Source organism: Nitrospirota bacterium, from assembly GCA_016214845.1.
In the GTDB taxonomy this organism is placed as follows: domain Bacteria; phylum Nitrospirota; class Thermodesulfovibrionia; order UBA6902; family UBA6902; genus SURF-23.
Genome location: JACRMS010000039.1, coordinates 95,541 through 120,809 on the forward strand (window position 1 = coordinate 95,541; position 25,269 = coordinate 120,809).

The window sequence follows — 25,269 nt, forward strand, 5'->3', positions numbered from 1 at the left end:
CAAAATCAGCCCTCCTTTTATGGTAATATAGCAAAAATAAAAACCTGTATTTGTTTGAAGAAATCTTGACTGAACTCGATCAAAAAACTATCGGCGTTGTTTTACTGAACCTCGGCGGACCCGACTCCTTGCAGGCAGTCAGGCCGTTTCTCTACAACCTTTTCTCCGACAGGGAGATCATCAGGCTCGGCCCGGCCTTTCTCCAAAAGCCTATCGCATGGCTCATCTCAACTTTGCGTTCAAAAAAGACTGAAGCCATGTACAATCAGATAGGCGGGAAGTCTCCCATTCTTGAAATCACAAAAGCACAGGCTGAGGCGCTGGAGAAGGCATTAAATGCAGAAGCTGAGAAGACAGGAAATTCAGAAGATAAGAAATCTCAACTTCTCAACCTCTCAACTTCTCAACTTCACTTCAAAGTCTACATCGGGATGCGTTACTGGCGGCCTTTCATGAAAGATACCGCAGATAAAATCATCCAGGATGGCGTTAAGCATCTTGTCGTCCTCAGTCTTTATCCGCATTACTCAAAGGCGACGACAGGTTCATCAGTAGAAGATTTCAAACAGGCAATGTCTACGCTCAACGCTCAACGCTCAACACCCGACATTCAGTACATTGAACAATGGTATGATTTCCAGCCTTACATAGAGGCCCTCGCAGAATTAATTGCAGAAGGAATGTTGAAATTCAATCCCCCCGGGGGGCCGGGGGGGGTTACACTCCTCTACAGCGCGCACAGCCTGCCGCAGTCTTTTATTGACGAAGGGGACCCGTATCTCGACCACATAAAATCCACCATTGCGGCCGTCAACTCGTTACTCGCTGACCGTTACTCGTTACCTCTGAAATGGCATCTTTCATTTCAGAGTAAAAGCGGGCCTGTCAAATGGCTTGAGCCCGCAACAGAGGAGGCCATTATTAAACTTGCCGGAGAGGGCTGTAAAAATTTACTTGTCGTGCCGATCAGTTTTGTCTCAGACCATATCGAGACACTATATGAAATAGACATTCTGTATAAAGAGCTTGCTAAAAAACATGGTATAACTCTTCAAAGATGCCGGTCGTTGAATACATCCGAAAAATTCATACTTGCGATGAAGCAGCTTGTTATGTCTAAAATACAATAGTGTCAGTGACAGTGCCAGCACGAAAAAACTGACACTGACACTAAACACTTACACAGTGTTTAGGAGAAAATCATTATGAAAAGAATAGCCATAGTCGGCGGCGGCATATCCGGGCTGACAGTCGCATACGCGCTGTTGACCAGAGCACAGAACACAGAGCACAGAACACAGATGGACATCACTGTCTTTGAATCGGACAACAGGCCCGGGGGGAAGATATGGACGGACAGAACAGACGGTTTCCTTTGCGAGAAGGGCGCAAACGGTTTTCTTGACAATAAGCCCCGCACCCTTGAATTGTGCAAGAGCCTCGGCATTGACCCTTTGAGGAGCAATGAAAATTCCAGGAAGCGGTTTCTTTTTGTTAACGGAAAACTCAATGCCCTGCCAGAGTCACCTCCCGCTTTTATAAAATCAGACCTCATTTCATGGGGCGGCAAACTCAGGATGCTGATGGAATACAACGCGCCCAAAGGGCCGGAGGATGAAACAGTAGCGGATTTTATAACCCGCCGTCTCGGAAAAGAGGCGCTTGAAAAACTCATTGATCCTATGGCGTCCGGGATTTACGCAGGCAACCCCTACAGGATGAGCATAAAGAGCTGCTTCCCCCGCATCAAGGAACTTGAGCAGGAATACGGCGGCCTTATAAAGGCTTTATTAAAGATACGCAAACAGAAGAAGCAGCAGCAAAAAGCCTCAGGCGAAAAAGTGTCGGTTGCCCCCGGGGGCACGCTCACCTCATTTTATAACGGCGCTCAGACAATGACGGACACGCTTGCGGAAAAACTTGGCGACAGGGTAAAACTCGGGGTCTCAGTTTACGGCATTGTAAAAGACAGCTCCTCATATAAACTATACACATCAAAGGACACTGTCGAAGCCGATATTGTAATTATCGCGTCCCCGGCTTACGCGGCAGCGGAGATACTAAAGGACTTTGACACGGAGATCTCAAGATTCCTTTCGGATATCCCCTACCCCCACGTATCGGTCGTCTGCCTTGGATACAAAAAAGAAAAGATCGGGCACCACTTAAACGGTTTCGGTTTCCTCATTCCACATATCGAAGGCCGGAAGATCCTCGGCACGCTCTGGGACTCAAGCATATTCCCGAACCGGGCCTCAGAGGGCCATGCCCTTCTGAGAACAATGGTCGGCGGCGCCCAGGCCCCTGAGATGGCCATGCTTGATGATGATAAGATCATAAGCCTGGTCTTTGATGAACTCAGGCCGATACTCTCCCTGAAAGCAGAACCCGACATGATAAGGGTCTACAGGTGGGAAAAGGCGATCCCGCAGTATATGCTTGGACACAGCAAAAAAATAATGCTGATCGAAAAAAGACTGAGATCATATCCGGGACTTTATCTGACAGGCAATGCCTACAGGGGGATCGGCATGAACGATTGCGTGGAGAGCGGGTACAAACTCGCGGATGAGATCATCGCTCATTTGTAGATCTGATTGAACAACTTATATGCCAGCCGCCGGTCAATATTCACAAGTGTTTTGTATTCATCAAGCGCAGAGCCTATATTGTTGAACAATACGTAGACGCTGCCGAGGTTGTAATGGGCCTGGGCAAAGTCAGGCTTGATCTTTACCGCTTTCAGGAAAGCAGTTAGCGCTTCATTTCTTAAATGCAGGCTCAGATATATCTCCCCGATATGGTTATGCACGTCCGCGTTATCAGCATCGAGCCTCACTACATTTTTAAAGGCCTCCAGCGCGAGATTGTCCGACCCTGCATTTTTGTATATAAACCCGAGGCCCAGATACGCCTCTGTAAAATCAGGGTTAAGCCGGACCGCCTGTTCGAGGGCGCGTATTGCAAATTGGATGTCGCCTGCTTCCTTGTATTCAAGGCCGAGCCTGTAGTGCGCCTCCGCGGAGTCAGGGTTTATCTTGACCGCCTCCTTGAAGGCGTCCATTGCCTCCTTATGCCTGCCTTCGCTGCTGTAGCTTATTCCAAGGACAAGCCAGTCTTCCAGAGTCTTACTGACGGCCTCTTTCTCCGCTGTCTTTTCATTCTCTGCAGCGGCAATGATCTCTTCTTTTATCCCTGTGTCATTGTCTTTTTTAACAGAAGCCTTCTCGGCGCAGGCGAATGAAATACATGAAAACGTAAAAGCGGTAATTCCGATAACCAGCCAGCTGCGGACCTTTGAATCCCTGGTCCTTACTCTTGCCATAAAAACTCGCCTCCCCCCTTCAAAGATTCAATGCAAAACTAATAGCGTTACGAACTTGAAACAGTTTTTCTTTAGATAAAGTTGTAATCAACGCTCCAATCTTTTCTTTTGAAACCGTCTGGATATGATCACAATTAACAGCACAATCGTTATGCATGCCGTTCTCTTTCGATAAGAGTACCTCGCTCGGGATGTCTCTTATGGTTGAAGTTATTGGCGCAACAGTGACTTCGCCTAAATAATCCAATATGGAATTTCTTGTTAAAATCACCACGGGGCGTTTCTTGTCAGGACTTTGAAACTTGTACCATCTCACCTCGCCCCGTTTCATTCATCCCACTCCTGCTCTGATTCCCAAACGCTAAATTCTTTTTTGCCGACAGGATGACATTCGTATCCTCTTTTATGCTTTTTTTCAAGCATATTGATATTCACTTGCTTAATAGCGTCCTTCAATGCCTTTCGAGTAAATGCAGAACGGGTTGTTTTCAGCCTCTTAACAACCCTGTCAACGGATGCTACTAATTCATCATCTAAAGTCATTTGAATTGTCCTCATGATCTCCTCCGAACAATGTGGCTATTTATAGCTATGATAACCCACATCCCTCATGGAGTCAATTGATTGATTATGCCTTCCGCATATAGCCCTGATGACTGACGAGTGCCACTACATGCCTGAAAACCAATCTTATTCTACTTTGCAATCAAGATGACACCTTTGTCATTCCGGCTTGTCCGGAATCTTTCTTTGTTTTCAGAAGGATTCCCGACGCGCTCCGCTTGCGGGAATGACAACTTAAACACTTAATGGAATTGCATATCAATGTCCAGTGGCACTCGTTCAGTTTAACGATTGTAATCTGCTTTTAAAGGTCGGCCCAATTCAGCGGCCCTGAATTGTAATCAAAAGTTCCGTCACCGTTAGTGTCTGCTTCCACCGTGTACTGAGTGGAGGAAAGCGCGGTCAGTCTGGATTTGGTGCCGGTATTTCCTGCGCACACCAGAACTCCCTGAGACGGCCAGTCGTCACCGGAATAGATTCGTAACGCAGTTGAGGTGTAGGCATCGACATAACCATAATCAGGATGATAAAAGCGCCCGCTGACAACACTCACATCTACATAATTGCTCCCATCAGACATGGTCATGCTAAAGTTCTCAATTTTAAAAACATCCGCTGTGCTGTTGTCCTTCAGCAATACATTAATAGTTGCAGTCATAGGCGAAGCATCAAAGTCGAAAGCAATGTCACCATCCGCTGTAAAGGAATCGCTGCCCGATGCTGCGCTGAGGGTGTCAAAGGAAATGCTCAGTTGCAGGAAGTCTTCAGTGTTAACGTCAACCTTGCCGGAGAAATTTGCACTGCCGGAAATCGTTACACCTTCAGAACAATAACTGCTAAAGTTCATACTGCCGGAGAAATTTCCGGTAACATCATCATAAGTTATGGTATATGACGCGTTCCCCGGACTTGCACAGTCACCTTGTATTGTTCCGGCATCAGTGGCAGAAGCGCCTGAAACAGCATCATCTGATGAGGATATCACGTCAACCTTAAGGAGTGCCTTCTCTAACGTTTGTGTCAGTCTTAACGAACGCGAGCTGCCAATTTGTCTATCATCAGACTGAAGTGATCCCAATGATAATGCACTGCCTGTGCTGCCGTTCTGATATGCGCTGGTGGATATTTCTCCAGCATTACTATTATCTATAGCGGCCTGACTTGTAGACCCGGAATACGAAATTCCGCCGCCGCTACCGCCTCCTCCACCATTATCTCCGCCGCCGCCACCGCCTCCACATGCAATTATGAGTACGGACAGTAATGCAGCGAATAATACCTCCATAATTTTGATATTGTTCTTCATGATACGTCCCCTTTCCCCGCCCGCTGTGAGCAGATAACGTTAAAGATTTATGATCGCAAGGCGATCTTCTGTGGTGGATTATGGATGAGATGTTTATGCGTTTCCTATTTCTTCTCCTCCGGTATTAACTTACACTCTACGATTTCCTTCTCTGCTGTTTCTGGTGACATCACCATCAGATGAGGTCTTCCAACAAAAATACCAACACCAACCGTGCCTTTTATGTAGTAAGTCTGTCCTGCTTTTATATCAAGGGTTACAGAGCTTTTTGACTCCGTTTGGGCCCAAAACTCTACCTCACCAGGATTTGAGAAATATGGATAGTAGCCGCCGCTATATAATGTAGTAATGGGGGTTTCACCAACTTTTATATCATATGAAACGCCCCCGCCCACAAAGCCGCTCGGTCGATATATATAAACCAATCCAACGTTATCCGGGACCATCTCGACCTTCTGGTAAACTGGGCCGAGACTGGCGCAATTTGATAACACTAACATGCCTGCCAGTAATAGAGAAATCGTCAGTAGTTTTGTAATAATTTTTGTCATTAAAGCTCTCCTTTCGTTGTTTGTGAAATACTCGGATTAATCAGTTGGGACAAACTATTTCTATCCTGATACATCTGCACTTCGATATTATCTCTTACAGCTATTAATCCATTCTTTCTAAGTTCACTGAAAGACTTGCCTTCAAAAAACAGACTGCGCGTTTTTTCAAAACCACACGTCGACGAATAAGATTTTATCACCTCCCTTCCTTTTAATACGTCCAGCTTTCCGATGACAACCAATGTGTCTTCACCTATAGGAAATCCCAAACCTGTAAGAGGACTCCAAAGAGGAAGCAACTGGGGCATATTATCTCTTCCATAAACTACGTTGTATGTATATTGGAAAGTAAGAACAGCCTCCGGTACAGGATCATTCGTTATTGTTCCGGGAAGATACTCAGCGTTGCCGTCATATATAACGTTACCCTTTAACTTAAAATCCACGTTTTCTATCGAGTTGACTTCTGGAGTAACAACCATTCTTGTCATACAGCCAATTAAAAAACAAAAACACACACTTAAAACAACATATGGTATTTTTCTTCCCATTATGCATCCTCCTTTTGCTATGAGTTTCATTATTTCTTCTTCCCAAAATGAGTTTCATAATAATCAACTACTTCTTTATATCGTGAATGGTTTTTCGGCAAGACATCAATGATCATCTTGTAACACGCTTCGGTTTCATCGTGCTTACACCATCCTATAATTTCATTTACAAGCTTATCTCTATATTGGCTTTCCGGATAATTATCAAAAAAACGTTTTGCTCTTTCCATGGACATCGTGGCAACAATTTCCTCATAATCTTTCTTATCATTGTGTTTACTGCAACCTGAGACAAACAATATGCTTATAGCCAACAAAATAAATATTGCCAGTAATCTTCTCATCTTTATGTCCTTTTAGCCTTAATGGCACCTAACTCGGAAGTTGGAAATCGAACCACTGAAACACATCAAAGTGTAAAAAACTGTTTCGCTTTACCAAACCAACCGTATGCCGAAAAAGCGTCCTGTGGCACTCGTTCATGTGCAGCGTGTGGGCTGTGTTTTAATTTTTCGGTATCTTCTTTACAGTTCCATTTCCTGCAGAAGGAAAGTCTGTAAAGTATGTATTGGCTGAATCAACTCTTATAAAATCGCAATGTCCTGATGCAAGAGTTGTCACAGTCCCTCCGTTTATTCCTACTTTTTTGACTTCATTAAATTCCGTCCAATATGCGCTTGTCGAGTCAACTACTATGTCAGTAGGGCCATTTAGCCCCGATGCAAGAGTTGTCACAGTCCCTCCGTTTATCCCTACTTTTTTGACAGTGCCACCGTTAATGTCAGTCCAATATACGCTTGTTGAATCAACACCTAAGTCCGTAGGAGAAGTCAGTCCCGATGCAAGGGTTGTTATTGCCCCTCCGTTTATCCCTGCTTTTTTGACTGTGCCACCGTTAAATTCCACCCAATATACGCTTGTTGAATCAACAGCTAAGTTCGTAGGAGAAGTCAGTCCCGATGCAAGGGTTGTTATCGCCCCTCCGTTTATCCCTACTTTTTTGACTGTGCCACCGTTAAATTCCACCCAATATACGCTTGTTGAATCAACAGCTAAGTCCCAAGGAGAGGTCAGTCCCGATGCAAGGGTTGTTATCGCCCCTCCGTTTATCCCTACTTTCTGGACTGTGCCATTGTTATATTCCGTCCAATATACGCTTGTTGAGTCAACAGCTAAGTTCGTAGGAGAAGTCAGTCCCGATGCAAGGGTTGTTATCGCCCCTCCGTTTATCCCTACTTTCTGGACTGTGCCATTGTTATATTCCGTCCAATATACGCTTGTCGAGTCAACAGCTAAGCCCCGAGGATCACCCAGCCCTGATGCAAGGATTGTAGGGGTAATGAGTGTAGAGAAAGTTTTATCACTGCCATAAAATGTACCCCCGGTGTTTTGTGTTACAAACCTGAAATGATAAGTGGTCTGACTCATAAGTCCTGTGATATCTGCTAAAGGAAATATTTCCACGTTTTGTCCATTTGCATATATCTCAGAGGCGGTAACATTACCGTATGAAGATGTTACCCCATATTCAAACCATACAGTAGTCTGATATCCGCTGTGATTAACAAAGAGTCCGTTTAATTTGGCAGAGGTATCTGTAATATCTGTGGCATCGTAAGTGATAGGAGCAGCCCCAGATATCGTGGTTGAGTCTCCACCACCTCCATCATTTCCTCCGCCTCCACCGCCTCCCGATCCACAGGCAATTAAAACAGCGGTGAGTAAAATAAGTAGTATGATTTTTCGACAAGGTGTAAATTTACACATGGCAGCCTCCCTCTATAGCTTAAAAAGATTAACTATTTATAGCTAAGTGTTCCCTGAAAAGTTTGATTATTTTCTGTATAGGTTGCATTTGGAAAAGCAAGAGTCCATACCCCGCTCGCCTGTAAATTATTTCCAATTATTGTTCCTGTTCTGTATGAATCACAACAGGGAAGTTTCCAGCTTATATTGCAAGCACTTTGATTAAAAGTAACTACCAGCCCAGCCCAAACATCCCAAGATGAAGTTTTTGTTTCAGTCATCCCATCAATTGTTTGAGTCTCAGTACCAGTTCCGGTGGTATTCCAGTCTCCTGCAATATTAGGGCACTCACCCTCAACGTAAAAATCCCATTCGTTTGGACAAGCAGTGATACCTTCCATATCCACAGCTTGCAATTTCACCGTATGCTTCCCTTGATTTAAATCGTAGTCGGGTGTGGAAGACACACTGACTCTGCTGCTGTTCTCAGGAACAATGCCTTTAAAATTAAGAGAGTTTTCGTCCAAGAACATATCAATTGAAGATATCTCTTTAATAGAAATGGAATCATCCAGCTTGAAACCTGGAATTACGGTTAATGAAATAAACGGAGTAGTTGCACGTGTCAATTCAACAGATTGTGTGCCAAAGCTCGAAAAAGTATGTTGTCCCCAATCATTAATAAATATTCCGGATGCGCTGCCATTAGAGGCGAGGTCAATCTTATTATATAGTCGGTTTCCTGTGATAAATCCGAAAGGTGCAGGAGAGGCAATTTCGACTTTAGGCATCATTTCGAGGGTGGATATGCGTTTGAAGAAATGATCATTTATATATATCTCCTGTATTGGATATATCAATCTATATTCGGTAAGATTTTTATAAACATAATTTTCAAAGTAGCCATCTTTTGTATATTCAATTTTTCTATTATCTGCATTTTCTTTGGTGTAAATCTGATCCCCCAGAATATACGGATAATTCGGATCATAAATATAAAACGTAATTGAAGCATCCGGGTTCTTTTTATATTTATATACTAAAACAGCATGGCCTGAAGCAGGATTAAAATTTATATCATTCATTGCAAGAATCTGTAGTTGATTGTTCCTTATACCTTCCATCAATTGATTCGCAATCCATTTTTTCCCATTTTTCATATCTTTTAATTTATCACGCGGAATTGTTCTGCCGTAATTTTGCGACGCTTGAACAATCGCCCTGGCTTCACACTCAGAATAATCGTTATGAAGGGATCCATTATTTTTCTTCCTATACCACAAAGCAAAATCAACCATAGCATGGCACTGGTTACTATTTTTTACCGAAAATCCGTTGTTGCTTGGAAGATAATTTTTTACCTCCTGCGAATCAGGCAAAGTTTCAACAAATTCTGCTGTAACAAATGTTGAGAAATGCCATGTCATAACCGTTATTACTCCTGTCCCCATATCATTTAACATTACTGGATCCCACGATGCCATTACAGTATCATATGTATAGCCTCCTAACATGTTTATATCTGTGACAATTTGAGAATTATATGGGAAAGATATAGTTACGGGAATAGTAAAAAGAACTCCTTCAGGGGATAAGGATACCGGAGCACTTACTTTTTTTAAATAAGATGGGATGTTAGGCTCATCTTCTGGAATACAGATACTTATGTTTGTATCTGTTGATAGTGCGCCAGCAGGAATCTCCACTTTTACCCCATGCAAAGGGCTTGAAGGATCAGTAACTTCAACTGTTCCACCTGAAGCGCCAATGGTTGCTGATGCCTCTATAGTGGTTTGTACACTATTACTGTCGCCTCCGCCATCATTATTACCGTCACCGCTGTTACTATTAGTTCCACTATCGCTCCCGCCCCCCCCACCACTTCCACATGCAATAAAGGTAGAAGAAAGAGAAATAAATAGTAATAGCACTCCGGTAATTTTTATATATTTTCTCATGGCTTCCCTGTTATATTAAACAGAAGAAGGAATATTGGAGATAGAAAAGAATCTGCATTTTCATGCTATGCCTCTTTCTGTTTAGCACAATATTGAAAAAACTGATCTTTAACTGCTGAGTTTTTTGGTTTTGCTAAAAGCCTGTTTCAGTCCCGCTTCTTTACGGACAGGTTTGAAAATTAATAAGAGCGTGGAATAAGTTTACTGTAAGCGAAGATGAAAAGACAAGAAAAAAAAGAGACTATCCCCTCTGCCCTGCAGCAAAAACATCTATCTGATCAACAAAATCCTGGAGGTCTCCGATATTGTCTTTGCTCACGGTGAAATGCTGCCATGCCTGTTTCTATAATTTTCACCTACGCCTCTTCGGTATAGATCTCAAACAGGGAGAGGCACAATGCGGCGATGAGCGGGCCGAGGATGAAGCCTAAAAAGCCGAGGAACTTTATCCCGCCAAGGACGCTGAAGAATACAAGGAGCGTGTGCAGTTTTGTCTTGCCTCCTATTATCAGGGGTTTCAGGACGCTGTCTATGCTGCTGATTATCAGGGCCCCGAAAAGCAGGAGGCCTATCCCCTTTCCCAGGCTGCCGGAGGAGATCAAAATCAAAGCCCCGGGCAGCCACACCAGGGCCGTTCCAAAGAGAGGCACAAGTGAGGTAATAGCCATCACGGTCCCCCAGAATACAGGCGAGGGCAATCCCAGCACCCAGAAGGCGATCCCGCCGAGCCCCCCCTGCGCGATGCCCACGGCAAGCTGTCCGTATACCGCGGCCACCACTGTCTCCTTGATGCGTTCAACCAATTTATTTTTTTGTCCTTCAGAAAAGGGGAGCAGTTTCTGCAGATACTCGGTAAGCGTCTCACCGTCCTTGAGAAAATAATAGATCGTCAGGCACATGATGATAAAATTGAACAGGAGGACAAATACGTTCGTAAAGACATCTGAGACGTGCCTTACAAAATATTCCCCGGCTGTCTTCAAAGTGGATACGATGCTTTCCTGGAAATTAAATTCCCCGAGTGCCTTGTATGAAGAAATCTTGTTGAGTATTTCCTGAAGCCTGGGGTATGACTGAATATTTGTAATGGTCTCAAGCCCCTTCTCCTCGATCGAGCGGTAGACACCTGTGATCTCGTCTGTGAGGGCGCCGATAATATATGAGAACGGCCCGAATATGGTAATCAAAATGACGATGAGAGTGATCAGTGAGGCGGCCCATTGACGCTTTATGTATTTGAGGACCAATTTATACAGCGGGTAAAATGTAATGCTCAGCACCATGGCCCACGCGATCGTGATCATGAAGGGGTTCAGTATCTTGTAGAAGAGATAGAAAAGGAGCAATACGATCCCGAAATAAATTACTGTAGATAAGCGCTCAGCCTGCATTTTCTAATACCTGAGCCTTTTGGAAAAGTCTTGGGTTGTCATTCCCGAGGTAGTAATCGGGAATCCAGTATTCTTTGAAATTAAAGACTTCTGGATACCCGCCTTCGCGGGTATGACGGCAAAAGCAATTTCCTCGATACTTTTGCAAGAGGCTCACCTTTCTTTTTCAATTTCAATCAGCATTTTACATTCAGCAATGTCCATTTTACAACACTATCTCAAAATGCGGCCCGGCAAATTCCCGGTGATCCTGCCTTCGGAATAAACTGGCACGCCGTTTACAAACACATGATGGATGCCCTCCGGCTTCTGAAATGGATCGTTAAATTCCGCAGTGTCATTTACTTTATCAGGATCGAAAACGACAATATCAGCAAAGTGGTCTTTGGCGATGACGCCCCGGTTTTCAATGCGAAAGGTTTTCGCAGGCAATCCTGTCATCTTATAAACCGCCTCGCTCAAAGTTAAGAGCCCTAACTCTCTTGCGTACCTTCCGAGTACTCTCGGGCAACTGCCGAAGCCACGTGGATGAGGCTTTCCTTTTGCGGTGATTCCATCGAAACTCCTTGAGCTGCTGTCAGTGCCTATCATGGTGTACGGCTGTTTTAATATCTCTTTCAGGTTCTCTTCATTCATTGAAAAGAATATCGCCCCAACCTGCAATTCCTCTTCAACAAGGACATCGAAGACCAATTCAAGCGGCTGCTTGCCCGCAGACGAGCTGATGTCCGAGATGCTCCTGCCCTCCATCCATTTGTTTTTCGCAAGGTTCAGGGACGAGATCACTATATTGTCCCAGCAGGACGCCTCAGGATGTTCTTTGAGAATGTCTCCGGCAAGCCTTTGTCTTTCATTCTTCAATCTTTCGATCTCCCTTTTGCGTCCTCCCTCAAATGCCCAGGCCGGCAGGACCGCGTCGAGGTCCGTGCTTCCCGCAATATAAGGATACCTGTCGCATGTTAAGGGGATATCATTTTCATGAGCGTAATTAATTTTTTCAAAAACCTCTTTCAGCTTCCACCAGTTCTTTTCGCCACCTGTTTTTAAGTGAGATATGTGGGGGTGTATCCCGGATTCGCGGGCTATTGTTATCACCTCGTCAACCGCCTCAAGAAGCAAGTCTCCCTCGCTTCTCATATGGGTCGCGTAGATCCCGTTGCTTCTCACGGCCTCCCGCGCGAGGTCGATTATTTCCAGGACGTCGGAATAGATCCCCGGAGGATATATGAGCCCCGTGGACAGGCCTTTTGCTCCGGCAGCCATTGCGTCCCTGAGGAGTGCGATCATCTCTTTCATCTGGGTTTCCGAAAGAGGTTTGTCAGTATATCCCGCAACAGACGCGCGGATATTGCCGTGGCCTGTAAGGGTGATGAAATTAGTGGCGAACCTTCTTTTCTCTAAGAGCGCGAAGTATTCGGGGAAGGCGCTCCACCTGTCTTTAATATTTAATTCGTCAAGGTCCTTTTCTCTCTGTTCCCGCGCAGCGCCGTAAAGGGGGGCCGCCGACATCCCGCAGTTGCCGTTTATCTCAGTCGTAATCCCCTGGCTGATCTTCCCCTCAGCCCTTCCGTCCGCAAGCAGTGTGAATTCGGAATGCGCGTGCGCGTCAATGAATCCCGGACAGACAACAAGGCCTTTCGCGCTGATAACTTTATCCGCTGAAATATTTGAAAGCTCGCCAATTTCCTTTATGCGGCCGCCTTCAATAGCAATGTCCGATCTAAAAGGGGCACTATTGTCTCTTGCGCCGTCAATAACGAATCCGTCTTTTATCAAATAATCAATGGTCATTTGTTGCCTTCAGCAAACTTCAATCAGGGGACATGCCTATCCGGTAAATATTAACATTTTGTCGAAATAGATTCTGCCTCGTCGGGATGATTGATTAACCTATAAAAAGCAGTTAACCACAGAGACACAGAGGCACCGGGTTGAAAAATAAGAGAAAGAACCAAGACGCATCGTTCACCGTGGGGGTGACACAAGTTTTTACGGATTGCTTTTATTTTCTCAGTGTCTCCGTGCCTCAGTGGTAAATATCAAAAAAATGATTGACAGCAAGACATCTCTTTTGTTAGGCTACGTTTCACTAACTGGGCTGGCATTACTTCTCGAATTCATTTACTAAATAACGTCACAACTCATAATTAAGGGCAGATTGCCTGTTGTTAACTTTTTTTATTATTAAGGAGGGGTATCATGAAAAGAAGTAAGCAGTTGAGCAAAGGTCTATTTTTTATTTTATTTGCATGCAGCCTGATTTTAGGCCTCGGAGCTTGTGGAGGAGGGGGCGGGGGCGGTTCTTCCGATGGCGGAGGGCCTGTGAGTCAGACTGCCACAGGAACTATCAGCGGAACTGTAAGCGGAACAACTGTAATAGCTGTAAACGATAACGGGGACATAGTTGCCAGCGATGACACCATGGGGAAGACACCTGATGCAAATGGTAAATATTCATTCACACTCACAGGTATTCCTGCCGGAGTAAGCGTACGCGTTTATCTAATAACCGGGGGCGGTGCATTCCCTATGTACTTTGACAGTAATAATGACGGCGCACCTGACACAAATGTTTTCTCTTTATCATCTACGGTCAATATCAACCTCGGATTTGTAGATGTTCATGTGGAAGGACAAGACGGAAAGGCCATCCCGGAAAATGACCCGACCGATACTTCCGGCGTAAGCGGCAAGGCGGAAAATACAAATATTCCTGACAGCATTACTAATCCGACACCTCCGAGCGGTTCTTCTTTAAATGATTTAATAACCGGCGGACTCAATGCATTAAATAGCGGATGGATGAGCAAGGCCAATAATTATTTCAAGTCTGCGGTTGCCAAGCTTGACGGCAGTGAGTCTCCGAATGACGCAGATACTGCAAGGTTCTTCTATGCAGCCACAAGGATAATCGCGCTCGGCTTTGACATTACCTCTGACGGCAATTCAGGCGACATGAACAGGGCCGGAGATATCCTGGACAGATTCGGGTGTGATGCTGACGATTCAAAGCGCGCAAACGTGAGGGCCGTTGTTTGTCCTGCCCGTGGATCACTGCCAAATAATTCGCCATCAACTACCGACCTCAAGAGCTTTTCAGACAACTTGATAAGACCTGAGATTGAAGGAGCGATTGCCAATCTCGGCAGCGTATCATCAGCTTTCAATAAGGTAAGCGCCTTTGATAACGAAAGTTCCGAATTTGACTATGGAGATGTTTTACTCCTCAGGGCGGGGCTAAAAGGCGAGCTTGCAAACATGGACATCAGTAAAGCATATCATCAGGAAGCTGACATCGATCTTGAGTTGAATGATATAAACAACACCATTCAGAAATTTCTTAACAATCATCCCGCCTTTCTGACCCTCCCGGACGTCAACAGGCTCAGCGCAGCCAAGACAGAGTTGACCGGAGCTCTGGATGACCTGAGAGACGCCATTAATTCTGTGAAGGCAGAAACAGACAATCAGGCAGATGACCTGATCACACTTGGGGACTGGACACTTGATGAAATAAATCAGGCATTGGCTGATGTTGCGGACATGAAGGCGTCTCTAAGCGGAGCCACCATGATGCTGGATAATAATCCCAGCAATCCCGGGGATGAATTTACACTTAACATGAGTAAATTTTTTGAAGGGCCGAATCTCAGAAGTTATCTTCCAATCTTTGCAGATAATACTGATAATACTCCCGGTATGTTCCCCCTTGGTGCTCTAACGCTTGGTGGAATTTTACCTAATGCGACAACGGACATAAATATTAATGAAGATTTGGATGTAAACGGCACCCCTGATATTCTTGAGTAACAAGGAATAAAAACGGGCGTCCGGTTTCTTTCCGGGCGCCTGTTTTTATTATAATATGAACCGTCCTTTTATAGTAAGAGCCCTCATTGTATCCACACTAATTTTCTTTTCCGGTTTTATTATCTTGAATCTGCTACAAAAAAGAGCTACTGTTTCTACTGCAATAACAGATAAAGACTTTTCCACTCCTCTGAATATAACGGGGCTGTCTCAAAGTATTCATGACTACAACGGCAGACTTCTGGCAAAGATTGAGGCGGACGGATTTAAGGTGAACCCACGAAGATTCTATGTCTTTAACGTAAAATCCATTAATGAAGTTACTATAACTAATGCCAGGATAGAATTGTATGTTTACGAAAAGGAACAGACCCCTGAGGTTGATCTTATTTCTCTCAGCGAGAGCATTTTGCCGCATAGCAATACAGGTGGATCATCAAAAGAGTTTGGCCGTATCACCAGGGGAATGATAAATAAAATGAGTATTGAGGTGTACAAGAATGGAAAAATATCAATGTCGGCAAGGGCTGGTCAGGGAGTCATCGATTTCAGGAAGAGGGTAACGAAGATGAAAGATGTCTCTATCGAAGACGCATCCACCCAAAAGGTCATTAAAAGCAATGCTGTCATATGGGACAACAAGGAAAAGGTTTTTATAATTCCAGGGGATTATATAGCCATAACCCCAAAAGGAAGCGCTAAAGGCAATGGCTTAAAGATTGATTTAAATTTTAACATGCGCCGGATTTCTTAACGCCGTTTAAAAATGTTGCCCCTTTGCGTATTTTCTTTGCAGATGCACTTCGGAAGCGGACCCACTTACATCTTGCGAATCTTTCTCCTGATTTTTAACTGGGGATACAACAAGCGTTGTTTGTGTGAGGTAGGAATTGATCCCTTGGGCAATTGCCTCTGCAAGCTTGTCTTTGTAGTGGTCTTTTGAGAGCCTCTTTTCTTCTTCCCGGTTGCTGATAAAGGATATCTCAACAAGGATTGACGGCATCTCGGCCCCCACAAGAACGTAGAAGAAGGCATACTTCACGCCGTGGTCCTCAACTTTGCCGTAATCTGCTTTCAGGGCATTGACCATCGCGTTTTGCACGCTCGATGCGAGCTTCATTGACTCTTCGTTCTTGTTTTTCCGGGCAAGGTCCTGAAGGATCATCTGCAGGTCGCCCTGCATCTTCTCCATCTTCCTGAACGTGATCTTGTTCTCTCTCGCAGCCACCCTCATGGCTTCCGCGTCATTGGTCCAGTTGAGAAAATACGTTTCTATTCCCTTTGCGTTTTTTCGCGGGCTCGCATTAGCGTGAACGGAAATAAACAGGTCGGCCTTTTTGGAATTCGCTATCTCGGTCCTCTCGTTAAGCGGGATAAAGACGTCTTTGTCACGTGTGTAAATCACTTCGACCCCCTGTTTAGAGGCAAGGATGTCCCCGAGTTTTTTCCCGACGTCAAGCACAATGTTTTTTTCCATCAGTCCTGTCGGCCCGATGGCCCCGGGATCGTCGCCGCCGTGACCGGGATCAATTACAATTGTCTTGACTGCCTGGATATCAGATCCGGAAATATCTTCTTCCGATTCAGCAGGAGGCGCGGTTTGTTTCTGGTCGTACACGTCGATTACAAGCCTGTGCGGATTATCAAGCACAAACGCGTAAAAGCTTTCCAGCTTTTGTACGTCAAGCACTATCCTTACAGTGCTCCTGTCGAACTGGGCGATCCGGATCTGTTTTAAAATACCGTTTTCCACCGGCAATGAAGGCGCGGACTTTTCCTGGAGCATACAATTTTTCAGATCGAAATACAGGCGGTCGGGATTGATAATGCGGTTTTGAGTAAACTCTATTGCCTTGCCTGTTTCAACGATGACCCTTGTATGGTTTTTATAGGATTTTGTGCGGACCCCATTGACCGGGGTAAGCCTTGCTGCGGAAGCATAACTGACAAAAACAATAAACAGTAAAGGCGCTATTAAAGCCTTTTTCATGTAATATTTTTAAAATAAAAATGTTCCAATGTCAATACAACTCAGTATTAAATATTATATTTTCTCCTAAGACTGTAAACTGACGGCCTGCTGATACCGAGGATCCTTGCTACTTTTGAAATATTATTATTGCAGTGCTTCATGGCTTCTACAATTTTCTGTTTCTCGATAGCGCTCCTTACGTCTTTCAGTGACGCGACTTCATCCATCTTTATAGAGAGAGATTCCAGATCCAGATCACTGACTGTTACAGAAGGTTCAGTAGACATCACTACCGCCCTTCTGACCTTATTGATAATTTCCCTGACATTTCCGGGCCAATTGTAGCTTTTAATGGCCTCAATTGCCTCAAGCGAAAATGTTTTGGATAAATTCATCTCCTTGGAAAATTTATTAAGAAAATATCTGGCAAGTATGACTTTGTCTTCGCCCCTGTCCCTGACAGGAGGGAGATTTATATTAAATACGTCCAGCCTGTAGAAAAGGTCCTTCCTGAAAGTCCCTTTGGCTATAGCCGACTTAAGGTCATTATTGGTTGCCGCGATGAGTCTGACGTCTATCCTCACCCCGCCGTTCGATCCGATCTTTTCCACGATCCTGTCTTCAAGAAATCTCAGGAGTTTTGATTGCAGGTTCATCGAGAGCTGTCCGATCTCATCAAGGAAGATAGTGCCTCCGTCCGCGTATTCGAATTTCCCGGCTTTTTGCTTGACCGCCCCCGTGAATGAACCTTTTTCATGACCGAACAGCTCCGCCTCTAAAAGGTTCTCCGGGATGGCCGCGCAATTTATTGCAACAAACGGCTTGCTCCTTCTCTGGCTCCTCTCATGGATAGCCATTGCAGTGAGTTCTTTCCCTGTCCCGCTCTCTCCTGTGATAAGCACCGGGATATCGGTGGGGGCCACTTTTCTGATCATGGAAAAAACATTCAGTATGCTCTGGCTGGACCCGACAAATTCCTCGTTGATATCAAGGTTTTTTCCAACCTTTAAAACCTCCACATCGACAAAACTAAGGACCTTATATATGTCTTCGACGGTAAACGCATCGCTTTTCATGGCGAGCCTTTTAATGAATGATTCTTTTTCATGCTCTACGATATAATCCTGGGAATAAAAATTCAGGCTCCAGCCGCAGTTGTCGCATCTTCTTTTTTTCTGGGTGTTCTTTTTCCCGCAATAGGGGCATGAGAGGTCATCTGTTAAATTTTCTTTTATGTAATCCCAGAGTTTTAACTTGGCGTCTCTGTTTAAATTGAAAAACCGTGTTGCCATGCCGTTATTATCAGAACGCAATATTTCACCCAAGATTTCAAATTCACCATGCCTTGGCAATTCGTACCTCAAGCCGACAATTTTGTTGTTGTTGTCCGATGGGGTAAAATTAATGAACCCCCCGCCAAGACTCAGTGAGGTAAACTTACTTTCTCTTTCTGTAACTCCCTTATTAGCATCAGTTCCCGCTATAACATACACCGGCAAATCAACATTGCATCTTACATCTAATCTTGCCATAACCTCACCAGCTCCCTCTTAATGCCTTAACTGTTTGTTTTAAAATAAAAAAAGCCTGTTTAAGGCTAACATAATAAAAATATTATTGTCAACATTTTTTACGTTTTTTCTGAAATAAAATCGTTACATGGATTTTCGGATTTCAATTAGCATTTTCCTTGCCAGTCATCTTTACAAGGTACACCCTGTATGATAGACTATTGCATGACTAAAAAGAGATTTGTCTGGGCCCTGTCAGTGTTCCTGGTCGCAGGTTTTTTTATAGTATCAAGCTATTACAAAGATCAACGTATCAAAATACAGCCTTCTTTCCACACCTCCACTATGCATGACCTTCATCTCGCACACAGGGAAAACAATGAAGTTAAGTGGGAGCTTTCTGCCGCGGAAGCGGTCTTCCCGATCGGGGGGAAAGAGGTATTCCTTAAGTCGTTAGGCCTGAAAATTAAGGAGCCCTCCGGCATTTATCTTGAAAGCGCAAGCGCTATTTATGAAATCGAGGGGAGAAATGTTACACTCAATAAGCCGGTGGAGCTGAACATGAAAGACGCGAAATTTACGACCGACTCGCTGAAATGGAACAGCGTGGATGGATTAATAACCACCGCAGATGACGTAAAGCTCATTGGTAAAAACTTTACTATCGAGGGAACAGGCCTCTCGGCAAAAACAGAACAACAGTATATAAGGATTTTAAAAAATGTCAAAGCTGTTTTTAATCTTTAATATCGTATTAACAACCTTGACAATGTATCTTACAGATGCCTCAGCTGTTCTCATGGAAAAGGCTGAAAAAAAACCTGTTGTGATAACATCTCAAACCCTTACCGCTGACAGCAAGAGCAATACAGCGGTTTTTGAAGGCTCTGTAGTGGCAAAGACTAATGATATAACAATTTATTCCGATAAGATGACTGTCTTTTATAATAATACTGAAAGCAAGATCAACAGGATAGAAGCCTCCGGGAATGTAAGAGTGATTAAAAAAGAACGGGCGATATTTTCCGATGAGGCGGTTTATCTTGAAGAGGAGAAAAAAATTATTTTCAAGGGCAATCCTAAAGCCGTCGAAGGTGAGAACATTATCACGGGAACGGAAATAATATTTTTCCTGAAAGACGACCGCGCCGTTGTTGAAGGGAGCAAGGTGATCCTGCAAAACAAACAGGGGTTGAAATAATGCATTCTCTCGACATATCGGGGTTGAAGAAGAGTTATAACAAAAAACCGGTTGTGTCCGACATCAGTCTGACTATTAATTCAGGAGAGGTTGTAGGGCTTCTCGGCCCAAACGGGGCGGGAAAGACCACCACGTTCTATATGATCCTCGGCATGATAATTCCCGACTCGGGCACAATTCATCTTGACGGTGAAAATCTCAACAACTCGCCCATGTACAAGCGGGCCAGAAAGGGGATCGGCTACCTTCCGCAAGAGGCCTCCATTTTCAGAAAATTAAAAGTAGAGGACAATATAAAAGCTGTTTTAGAGATAACGGAAAACCACGACAACAACAAAAAGGAAAAGCTGAAAAAAATCCTTGATGAGTTCAACCTTAACTCTTTTGCCGGGAGGTTCGGTTACCAGTTGTCCGGCGGAGAACGCCGTAAAGTGGAAATAGCGAGGGCCATAGCGGTGGACCCAGTGTTTATTCTTCTTGATGAACCTTTCGCAGGGATAGACCCTCTTGCGGTAAATGAATTAAAAAAGACCCTCAGGCAGCTTACAGAAAAAGGGATCGGACTTATAATCACAGACCACAATGTGCGCGAGACACTGTCAATAACAGACAGGGCGTATATAATAAGCGACGGGCGCATCCTTGCGCACGGATCGCCGGATGAACTGATCTCAAATGAACTTGTAAAGAAAAGCTACCTCGGAGAGGAGTTCAGGTTATAATGGCACAGGAACAGAGACTCGAACTAAGACTTTCCCAGAAATTGATCCTCACGCCGCAGTTGCAGCAGTCAATCAAGCTACTGCAGCTCCCCCTGCTTGAACTTACGCAGGACATAAATCAGGAGCTCATGAACAATCCTCTTCTTGAAGAGACAATCGAAGCCGAGAGAGATTCGGAAGTAAAAAACGAGACATCCGGGACGGCCTCGGAAGAGGAAACATTTCGTGAACCGTCAGACGATGTGGAAACCCCGCTTGAGAAAATATTCGGGTTTACTTCCGACAGCTACTTTGAAGAAAGAGAGACCGACGGCAGGGACCTCGGGTATTTTAACGACAACACGGAAGACGTCCAATCTCCCCTTGAACGCAACAGGAAAAAAGCGGACCTGTACGAACACCTCCTCTGGCAGCTGAGGCTTGCTTATGTCCCGGAAAAGACCGGCAAGGTCGCCGAGATAATTATCAATAACCTGGACGAAGACGGCTACTTGCAGGCCTCCATCGACGAGATCGCGGAGGCCGCGGAAGCAGACGCGGACACCGTTGAAAAAGCCCTCACGTTCGTCCAGAAACTTGACCCCTCAGGCGTGGGCGCGCGCGATCTTCGGGAGTGCCTGCTTTTGCAACTGGAACTGTTGCAGCTTAAGGGGACCCTTGTAGAAAATATTCTCCGCGACGGCTTCAATGAACTTGAAGGGAAGAAATACAAACAGCTTGCTGCGAAATTCAGTGTGACGATTGATGACGTACTCGCGGCAGTCAAAATCATAGAGGGGCTTGAGCCGAGGCCGGGCAGGAATTATTCAAGCGATGAACCTGTTCATATCATCCCTGATGTGTACATAGAAGAATCCGACGGGAAACTGCTTATAACCCTGAACGATGAGGGCATCCCGAAGCTCAGGCTGTCAAATTACTACAAAAAACTCCTTGCAAATAAAAAAACATTAGGGCCGGAGGAAAAGCAATTCCTCGAAGAGAAACTGCGCTCCGCGGTCTGGTTATTGAAGAGCCTGGACCAGAGGAACAAGACAATTTACAGGGTAACTGAAAGTATATTGAAATTCCAGGAAGATTTCTTCGCAAAGGGTTTTAAATATCTTAAGCCTCTCAACCTGAAAGATATTGCCGAAGATTTAGGGATGCACGAAAGCACGATAAGCAGGGTAACATCAAACAAGTATATTCAATGCCCGCAGGGGCTTCTGAGCTTCAGGTTTTTCTTCAGCAACGCGGTCCACTCGGACACCGGGGACATCTCCTCGTCAACCGTCAAGGACATGATAAAAAAGATCGTCTCCGAAGAAGACTCCATGAAACCGCTCAACGATAAACAGATTGTTGATATACTTAAAGACAAAGGAATAAACGTGGCCCGCAGGACCACTGCTAAATACAGGGAGGAACTAAAGATCCCTTCACATATTAAGCGCAAAAAATGGTTTTGAGATTGTTATTGTTGTTAGCTCATATAATATGAACCACAGAGGTCACAGAGAAATACTTTATACTATTTACATTTTGTTAAATATTTTCTCTGTGTTCTCTGTGGCTTAATTTTTACAATACTACCCAATAAGGAGGAGCATATGAATATTATTATCAATTGCAAGCACATGGAGCTCACACCGACCATCAAAGACTACACAGAGGAGAAGATAGGCAAGTTTGAAAAATATATAAGCAATATTACGGAAGCGATCGTCACCCTGAGCGTTGAGAAATACAGGCACAGGGCGGAGGTGCTCCTGAAGGTCAACGGCCTGATGATACAGGCGGAGAGCATTACCGCCGAGATGTATTCATCGATCGACGAGGTAGTGGACAAGCTCGAACGCCAGATAAAGAAATACAAGGAGAAGATCGCCTCCCACAGGAAAGGCAAGACCAAATCGGAGCCACTTCCGAAAGCTGAAAAGACCACGCCGCTCATTATAAAAAAGAAGGCCTTTGACATAAAGCCCATGGCTATAGAAGAGGCCGCCATGCAGATGGACCTTCTGGACAAGGTCTTTTTCGTCTTCACAAATGCCTCATCAGGAGACATTAACGTTTTATACAAGAGAAAAGACGGGAACTTCGGACTCATCGAACCGGTAAAGTGAAAGCTGAAAAAGACCATCAGGTATACACCGTCTTCCTTACCGGGCTTGCGGGTTCCGGGATAAGCATAGCCCTGCGCGCCTTTGAGGACGGCGGATTTTTCTGTGTGGACAACCTTCCCACCACGCTTATTGAGTCCTTTATCTCTTTGTGTAAGAAGACCCCCTCGATATCAAAGATCGCAATAGGGGTCGATATCAGGGAGCGGAAGTTCCTGACAGATTTCTCAGACACGCTCGCGGTCCTGAGAAAGACACAGAAGCTGGAGATCATATTTCTTGAGGCATCGGAAGATGTCCTCATCAGGAGGTTTAAAGAGACCAGGAGGCCCCATCCCCTCGGTTATAAAAATCTGAAAAACTCCCTCCGCAAGGAGGCCCAGCTTCTGCAGCCGATACGCGATGCCGCCGATAAAGTCATTGATACCTCCAATCTCAGCCCTCATCAACTGCGCAAGCTGATAACGAAGTCCTTTCTCACAAGGGAGCCGTCCGGGATGAGCGTCGGCCTTGTCTCATTCGGGTACAAATACGGCATCCCGCTTGAGGCCGACCTCCTGTTTGATGTCAGGTTCCTGCCGAACCCTTATTTTGTGCCGGAACTGAAACCATTGCCCGGCACTTCGCCTAAGGTAAAACAATTTGTGCTCTCGCAGGAAGCCACTAAGGATTTTCTTGACAGGCTGAATGCCTTCCTCGAACACGTTATCCCCCTTTACAAGCAGGAAGGGAAAAGCTATCTCACTATCGGCATCGGATGCACAGGCGGCAGGCACCGCTCACCTGTCATCGCCGAGGAGATCAAAAAACATTTCCGGAAGAAGAAATTGAATGTCTCCGTGGCCCACAGAGACATTCAATCAACATGACAATATCCAGACACCCCGCGCCTTTCTCGTCCTTTAAGGACCCAAATAATTTTCAACGCCTTCGCAGAGTATTTGAAGAGGCAGGCTATTGCAATGCAACCGTCCTTGAAAAGCTCGGCGTCAGGGATTTCCCGTCTATACGGGGAAGCGATGTATCTTTATTATTGAGCAAGACCGGAGGCGGCTCTCCACTGGACACCCTCATCCGGTTGTTCCTGATCGAAGTGCCGTGTGATGTTGAAAGCGTGAAGCAGGCTTTTCAGCCGCTGAAGCCTGAAGCATTGGCTGAGGCAGGGCTTATCCGGACCACCGGGACATCGGCGGAGGCGGCTATTAAATTACTGCCGCACAATGACCTTTTCATAGCATTCGATCAGACACGGATGCTGCAAACCGGGCACAGGCAGAATTATGTCATGGGCATTGGAAGCAGCACCCTGACCCTGTCAAATCTCACTATCAGGAAACATTCGCGGCAGACCCTTGACCTCGGGGCGGGCTGCGGAATTCACGCCTTCACGGCCGCAAAGCACAGTGAACGTGTCATCGCGGTAGACCTGAATCCACGCGCTGTCCAGATCGCGTCATTCAATGCGAGGCTCAATGGATTGTCAAACGTTGAGTGTCTTGAAGGCGACCTTTTTGCGCCGGTCAAAGGGCAGAAGTTCGATCTCGTGATAACAAACCCGCCGTTCGTCATCTCACCGGAGACCCGCTACATCTACCGCGACGGGGGACTGGAAGCCGATCAGCTCTGCCGGAAGATCGTAAGAGAGGTCCCTCAGTATCTCAACGAGGGCGGATATTGCCAGATACTCTGTAACTGGATAGAGCCGCACGGGCAGGAATGGCACGAACACATGAAGGGCTGGTTCGAGGGCACAGGCTGTGACGTGTGGGTGATGCGCTCAGAGACACGCGATGCAGCGGCTTACGCGAACACGTGGATTCGCCACACGGAGAAAGATGACACGGAACACTTTGCCGAACGCTTTGAAAAATGGATGGCATACTATGAACAGTTGGGCGTGAGTTCAGTAGGCGCAGGCCTGATCACAATGCGCCTTTCAAGTAACCATGCGAACTGGTACCGCGCTGACGATGCGCCTGAAAAAATGTTAGGGCCTTGCGGAGAATATGTCATGCGGGGCTTTGAGCTTCGCGATTTTCTGGAGACAGTAAAAGATGACTCGATTCTGCTGAATACGCGCCTGCGTGTTTCCCCTGACGCCCGCATAATCCGGCAAAGCGCGCCATCCGCTGAAGGATGGATAGATGAAACGATCCGCCTGCACCTCGCGCGCGGCTTTGAGTATTCTGGAGACATCGACCCGTTCATCGCAAACATGGTCGTCAAATGCAACGGCCGCAGGGCGCTGAAAGACCTTCTGAATGAAATGGCAAGGTCCATCGGGACGGACAAGGCAAACATCACCCCCGCCTTCTGCAATATAGTAAGGGGCCTCATCGAACGCGGCTTCCTCCTGCCTCAGTAATTAAAATCCAAACAAACATTCCGGTTATTTCAGGATTGTATGTCATTTTCTGTAAAGATTATCCAGCGGGCTTTTCGGAATGTTCGACATCTCCCTCAGCACATGCGTGTAAATCATTGTGGTCTCGACATGCTTATGACCCAGCAGTTCCTGCAATTCCCTGATATTGGTCCCTGTCATCAAAAGGTGCG

At 45.4% G+C, this 25,269-nt stretch carries 25 protein-coding genes; 11 read left to right on the forward strand and 14 right to left on the reverse strand.

All coding sequences use genetic code 11. From position 1 onward, the window contains the following. The first annotated feature begins 65 nt into the window (after positions 1-65). Both hemH and hemG read left to right on the forward strand, forming a co-directional pair. Positions 66-1,130, forward strand: a complete 1,065-nt coding sequence (gene hemH, locus HZB61_15830) for a ferrochelatase (GenBank protein ID MBI5058080.1) — start codon at positions 66-68, stop codon at positions 1,128-1,130. A gap of 75 nt (positions 1,131-1,205) precedes the next feature. Beyond that, on the forward strand, positions 1,206-2,591 hold the full coding sequence (hemG, locus tag HZB61_15835; GenBank protein MBI5058081.1) for a protoporphyrinogen oxidase: 1,386 nt from the start codon (positions 1,206-1,208) through the stop codon (positions 2,589-2,591). Here the strand turns inward: hemG and HZB61_15840 are convergent. The 11 genes from HZB61_15840 to HZB61_15890 form a co-directional block, all read right to left on the reverse strand. Beyond that, complete coding sequence (locus tag HZB61_15840) at positions 2,582-3,325, reverse strand: tetratricopeptide repeat protein (GenBank protein ID MBI5058082.1); 744 nt, start codon at positions 3,323-3,325, stop codon at positions 2,582-2,584. The genes hemG and HZB61_15840 overlap by 10 nt on opposite strands. 19 nt (positions 3,326-3,344) lie before the next feature. Further along, a complete protein-coding gene (locus HZB61_15845; protein MBI5058083.1) occupies positions 3,345-3,656 on the reverse strand; it encodes a type II toxin-antitoxin system PemK/MazF family toxin in 312 nt (103 codons plus the stop codon). Next, entirely contained in the window at positions 3,653-3,883 is a 231-nt protein-coding gene (locus HZB61_15850; GenBank protein MBI5058084.1) for a ribbon-helix-helix protein, CopG family, read from the reverse strand. Before HZB61_15850 ends, HZB61_15845 begins: the two co-directional genes overlap by 4 nt. A gap of 310 nt (positions 3,884-4,193) precedes the next feature. Next, entirely contained in the window at positions 4,194-5,195 is a 1,002-nt protein-coding gene (locus HZB61_15855; protein MBI5058085.1) for a hypothetical protein, read from the reverse strand. A gap of 104 nt (positions 5,196-5,299) precedes the next feature. Beyond that, the gene (locus HZB61_15860; protein ID MBI5058086.1) at positions 5,300-5,746 is read right to left on the reverse strand and encodes a DUF2846 domain-containing protein; all 447 of its coding nucleotides are present in this window, start codon (positions 5,744-5,746) and stop codon (positions 5,300-5,302) included. After that, positions 5,746-6,327, reverse strand: coding sequence for a hypothetical protein (locus tag HZB61_15865; GenBank protein ID MBI5058087.1), 582 nt, complete (start codon positions 6,325-6,327; stop codon positions 5,746-5,748). Before HZB61_15865 ends, HZB61_15860 begins: the two co-directional genes overlap by 1 nt. After that, complete coding sequence (locus HZB61_15870) at positions 6,327-6,641, reverse strand: hypothetical protein (GenBank protein ID MBI5058088.1); 315 nt, start codon at positions 6,639-6,641, stop codon at positions 6,327-6,329. The genes HZB61_15865 and HZB61_15870 overlap by 1 nt, the downstream gene beginning before the upstream one ends. Positions 6,642-6,801: 160 nt before the next feature. After that, positions 6,802-8,064 carry a hypothetical protein gene (locus HZB61_15875; GenBank protein ID MBI5058089.1) on the reverse strand — a complete coding sequence of 421 codons (1,263 nt, stop codon included), beginning with the start codon at positions 8,062-8,064 and terminating at the stop codon, positions 6,802-6,804. Between the two features lie 32 nt (positions 8,065-8,096). Beyond that, positions 8,097-10,001: a hypothetical protein gene (locus HZB61_15880; protein ID MBI5058090.1), complete on the reverse strand. Its 1,905-nt coding sequence runs from the start codon at positions 9,999-10,001 to the stop codon at positions 8,097-8,099. Positions 10,002-10,357: 356 nt separating this feature from the next. After that, on the reverse strand, positions 10,358-11,392 hold the full coding sequence (locus HZB61_15885; protein MBI5058091.1) for an AI-2E family transporter: 1,035 nt from the start codon (positions 11,390-11,392) through the stop codon (positions 10,358-10,360). 213 nt (positions 11,393-11,605) lie between these two features. Then, positions 11,606-13,183 carry a D-aminoacylase gene (locus tag HZB61_15890; GenBank protein ID MBI5058092.1) on the reverse strand — a complete coding sequence of 526 codons (1,578 nt, stop codon included), beginning with the start codon at positions 13,181-13,183 and terminating at the stop codon, positions 11,606-11,608. 408 nt (positions 13,184-13,591) lie between these two features. Here HZB61_15890 and HZB61_15895 point away from each other — a divergent pair, with 408 nt between their 5' ends. Then, positions 13,592-15,202: a hypothetical protein gene (locus HZB61_15895; protein MBI5058093.1), complete on the forward strand. Its 1,611-nt coding sequence runs from the start codon at positions 13,592-13,594 to the stop codon at positions 15,200-15,202. 55 nt (positions 15,203-15,257) lie between these two features. Continuing rightward, a complete protein-coding gene (locus HZB61_15900) occupies positions 15,258-15,956 on the forward strand; it encodes a hypothetical protein (GenBank protein ID MBI5058094.1) in 699 nt (232 codons plus the stop codon). A 6-nt stretch (positions 15,957-15,962) separates the two neighbouring features. Here HZB61_15900 and HZB61_15905 read toward each other — a convergent pair whose 3' ends face one another. Together HZB61_15905 and HZB61_15910 are read right to left on the reverse strand one after the other, a co-directional pair. Then, on the reverse strand, positions 15,963-17,192 hold the full coding sequence (locus tag HZB61_15905) for an N-acetylmuramoyl-L-alanine amidase (protein ID MBI5058095.1): 1,230 nt from the start codon (positions 17,190-17,192) through the stop codon (positions 15,963-15,965). Positions 17,193-17,239: 47 nt separating this feature from the next. Next, positions 17,240-18,706 (reverse strand): sigma-54-dependent Fis family transcriptional regulator, encoded by a 1,467-nt coding sequence (locus HZB61_15910; GenBank protein MBI5058096.1) that lies wholly within the window; start codon positions 18,704-18,706, stop codon positions 17,240-17,242. 204 nt (positions 18,707-18,910) lie between these two features. On the opposite strand from HZB61_15910, the gene lptC reads away from it, so the two are divergent. From lptC to HZB61_15945, 7 genes are all read left to right on the forward strand, one after another. Then, positions 18,911-19,432: an LPS export ABC transporter periplasmic protein LptC gene (gene lptC / locus HZB61_15915; GenBank protein ID MBI5058097.1), complete on the forward strand. Its 522-nt coding sequence runs from the start codon at positions 18,911-18,913 to the stop codon at positions 19,430-19,432. Between the two features lie 52 nt (positions 19,433-19,484). Continuing rightward, positions 19,485-19,886 (forward strand): hypothetical protein, encoded by a 402-nt coding sequence (locus HZB61_15920; protein MBI5058098.1) that lies wholly within the window; start codon positions 19,485-19,487, stop codon positions 19,884-19,886. Beyond that, positions 19,886-20,608: an LPS export ABC transporter ATP-binding protein gene (lptB, locus tag HZB61_15925; GenBank protein MBI5058099.1), complete on the forward strand. Its 723-nt coding sequence runs from the start codon at positions 19,886-19,888 to the stop codon at positions 20,606-20,608. Before HZB61_15920 ends, lptB begins: the two co-directional genes overlap by 1 nt. Next, the gene (gene rpoN / locus HZB61_15930; GenBank protein MBI5058100.1) at positions 20,608-22,059 is read left to right on the forward strand and encodes an RNA polymerase factor sigma-54; all 1,452 of its coding nucleotides are present in this window, start codon (positions 20,608-20,610) and stop codon (positions 22,057-22,059) included. Before lptB ends, rpoN begins: the two co-directional genes overlap by 1 nt. Positions 22,060-22,200: 141 nt before the next feature. Beyond that, the gene (gene raiA, locus HZB61_15935; protein MBI5058101.1) at positions 22,201-22,716 is read left to right on the forward strand and encodes a ribosome-associated translation inhibitor RaiA; all 516 of its coding nucleotides are present in this window, start codon (positions 22,201-22,203) and stop codon (positions 22,714-22,716) included. Further along, entirely contained in the window at positions 22,713-23,582 is an 870-nt protein-coding gene (gene rapZ, locus HZB61_15940) for an RNase adapter RapZ (protein ID MBI5058102.1), read from the forward strand. The genes raiA and rapZ overlap by 4 nt, the downstream gene beginning before the upstream one ends. Continuing rightward, on the forward strand, positions 23,579-25,078 hold the full coding sequence (locus HZB61_15945; protein ID MBI5058103.1) for a methyltransferase: 1,500 nt from the start codon (positions 23,579-23,581) through the stop codon (positions 25,076-25,078). The genes rapZ and HZB61_15945 overlap by 4 nt, the downstream gene beginning before the upstream one ends. A 42-nt stretch (positions 25,079-25,120) precedes the next feature. Here the strand turns inward: HZB61_15945 and HZB61_15950 are convergent. Further along, positions 25,121-25,269 (reverse strand): tyrosine-type recombinase/integrase (locus HZB61_15950; GenBank protein ID MBI5058104.1); only part of this gene is annotated, 149 nt, incomplete at its 5' end.

Coding starts and splice junctions, on each gene's coding strand:
- hemG (MBI5058081.1), top strand. CDS start 1,206: ATGAAAAGAATAGCCATAGTCGGCGGCGGCATATCCGGGCTGACAGTC.
- HZB61_15840 (MBI5058082.1), bottom strand. CDS start 3,325: ATGGCAAGAGTAAGGACCAGGGATTCAAAGGTCCGCAGCTGGCTGGTT.
- HZB61_15845 (MBI5058083.1), bottom strand. CDS start 3,656: ATGAAACGGGGCGAGGTGAGATGGTACAAGTTTCAAAGTCCTGACAAG.
- HZB61_15850 (MBI5058084.1), bottom strand. CDS start 3,883: ATGAGGACAATTCAAATGACTTTAGATGATGAATTAGTAGCATCCGTT.
- HZB61_15855 (MBI5058085.1), bottom strand. CDS start 5,195: ATGAAGAACAATATCAAAATTATGGAGGTATTATTCGCTGCATTACTG.
- HZB61_15860 (MBI5058086.1), bottom strand. CDS start 5,746: ATGACAAAAATTATTACAAAACTACTGACGATTTCTCTATTACTGGCA.
- HZB61_15865 (MBI5058087.1), bottom strand. CDS start 6,327: ATGAAACTCATAGCAAAAGGAGGATGCATAATGGGAAGAAAAATACCA.
- HZB61_15870 (MBI5058088.1), bottom strand. CDS start 6,641: ATGAGAAGATTACTGGCAATATTTATTTTGTTGGCTATAAGCATATTG.
- HZB61_15875 (MBI5058089.1), bottom strand. CDS start 8,064: ATGTGTAAATTTACACCTTGTCGAAAAATCATACTACTTATTTTACTC.
- HZB61_15880 (MBI5058090.1), bottom strand. CDS start 10,001: ATGAGAAAATATATAAAAATTACCGGAGTGCTATTACTATTTATTTCT.
- HZB61_15885 (MBI5058091.1), bottom strand. CDS start 11,392: ATGCAGGCTGAGCGCTTATCTACAGTAATTTATTTCGGGATCGTATTG.
- HZB61_15890 (MBI5058092.1), bottom strand. CDS start 13,183: ATGACCATTGATTATTTGATAAAAGACGGATTCGTTATTGACGGCGCA.
- HZB61_15895 (MBI5058093.1), top strand. CDS start 13,592: ATGAAAAGAAGTAAGCAGTTGAGCAAAGGTCTATTTTTTATTTTATTT.
- HZB61_15900 (MBI5058094.1), top strand. CDS start 15,258: ATGAACCGTCCTTTTATAGTAAGAGCCCTCATTGTATCCACACTAATT.
- HZB61_15905 (MBI5058095.1), bottom strand. CDS start 17,192: ATGAAAAAGGCTTTAATAGCGCCTTTACTGTTTATTGTTTTTGTCAGT.
- HZB61_15910 (MBI5058096.1), bottom strand. CDS start 18,706: ATGGCAAGATTAGATGTAAGATGCAATGTTGATTTGCCGGTGTATGTT.
- lptC (MBI5058097.1), top strand. CDS start 18,911: ATGACTAAAAAGAGATTTGTCTGGGCCCTGTCAGTGTTCCTGGTCGCA.
- HZB61_15920 (MBI5058098.1), top strand. CDS start 19,485: ATGGAAAAGGCTGAAAAAAAACCTGTTGTGATAACATCTCAAACCCTT.
- lptB (MBI5058099.1), top strand. CDS start 19,886: ATGCATTCTCTCGACATATCGGGGTTGAAGAAGAGTTATAACAAAAAA.
- rpoN (MBI5058100.1), top strand. CDS start 20,608: ATGGCACAGGAACAGAGACTCGAACTAAGACTTTCCCAGAAATTGATC.
- raiA (MBI5058101.1), top strand. CDS start 22,201: ATGAATATTATTATCAATTGCAAGCACATGGAGCTCACACCGACCATC.
- HZB61_15945 (MBI5058103.1), top strand. CDS start 23,579: ATGACAATATCCAGACACCCCGCGCCTTTCTCGTCCTTTAAGGACCCA.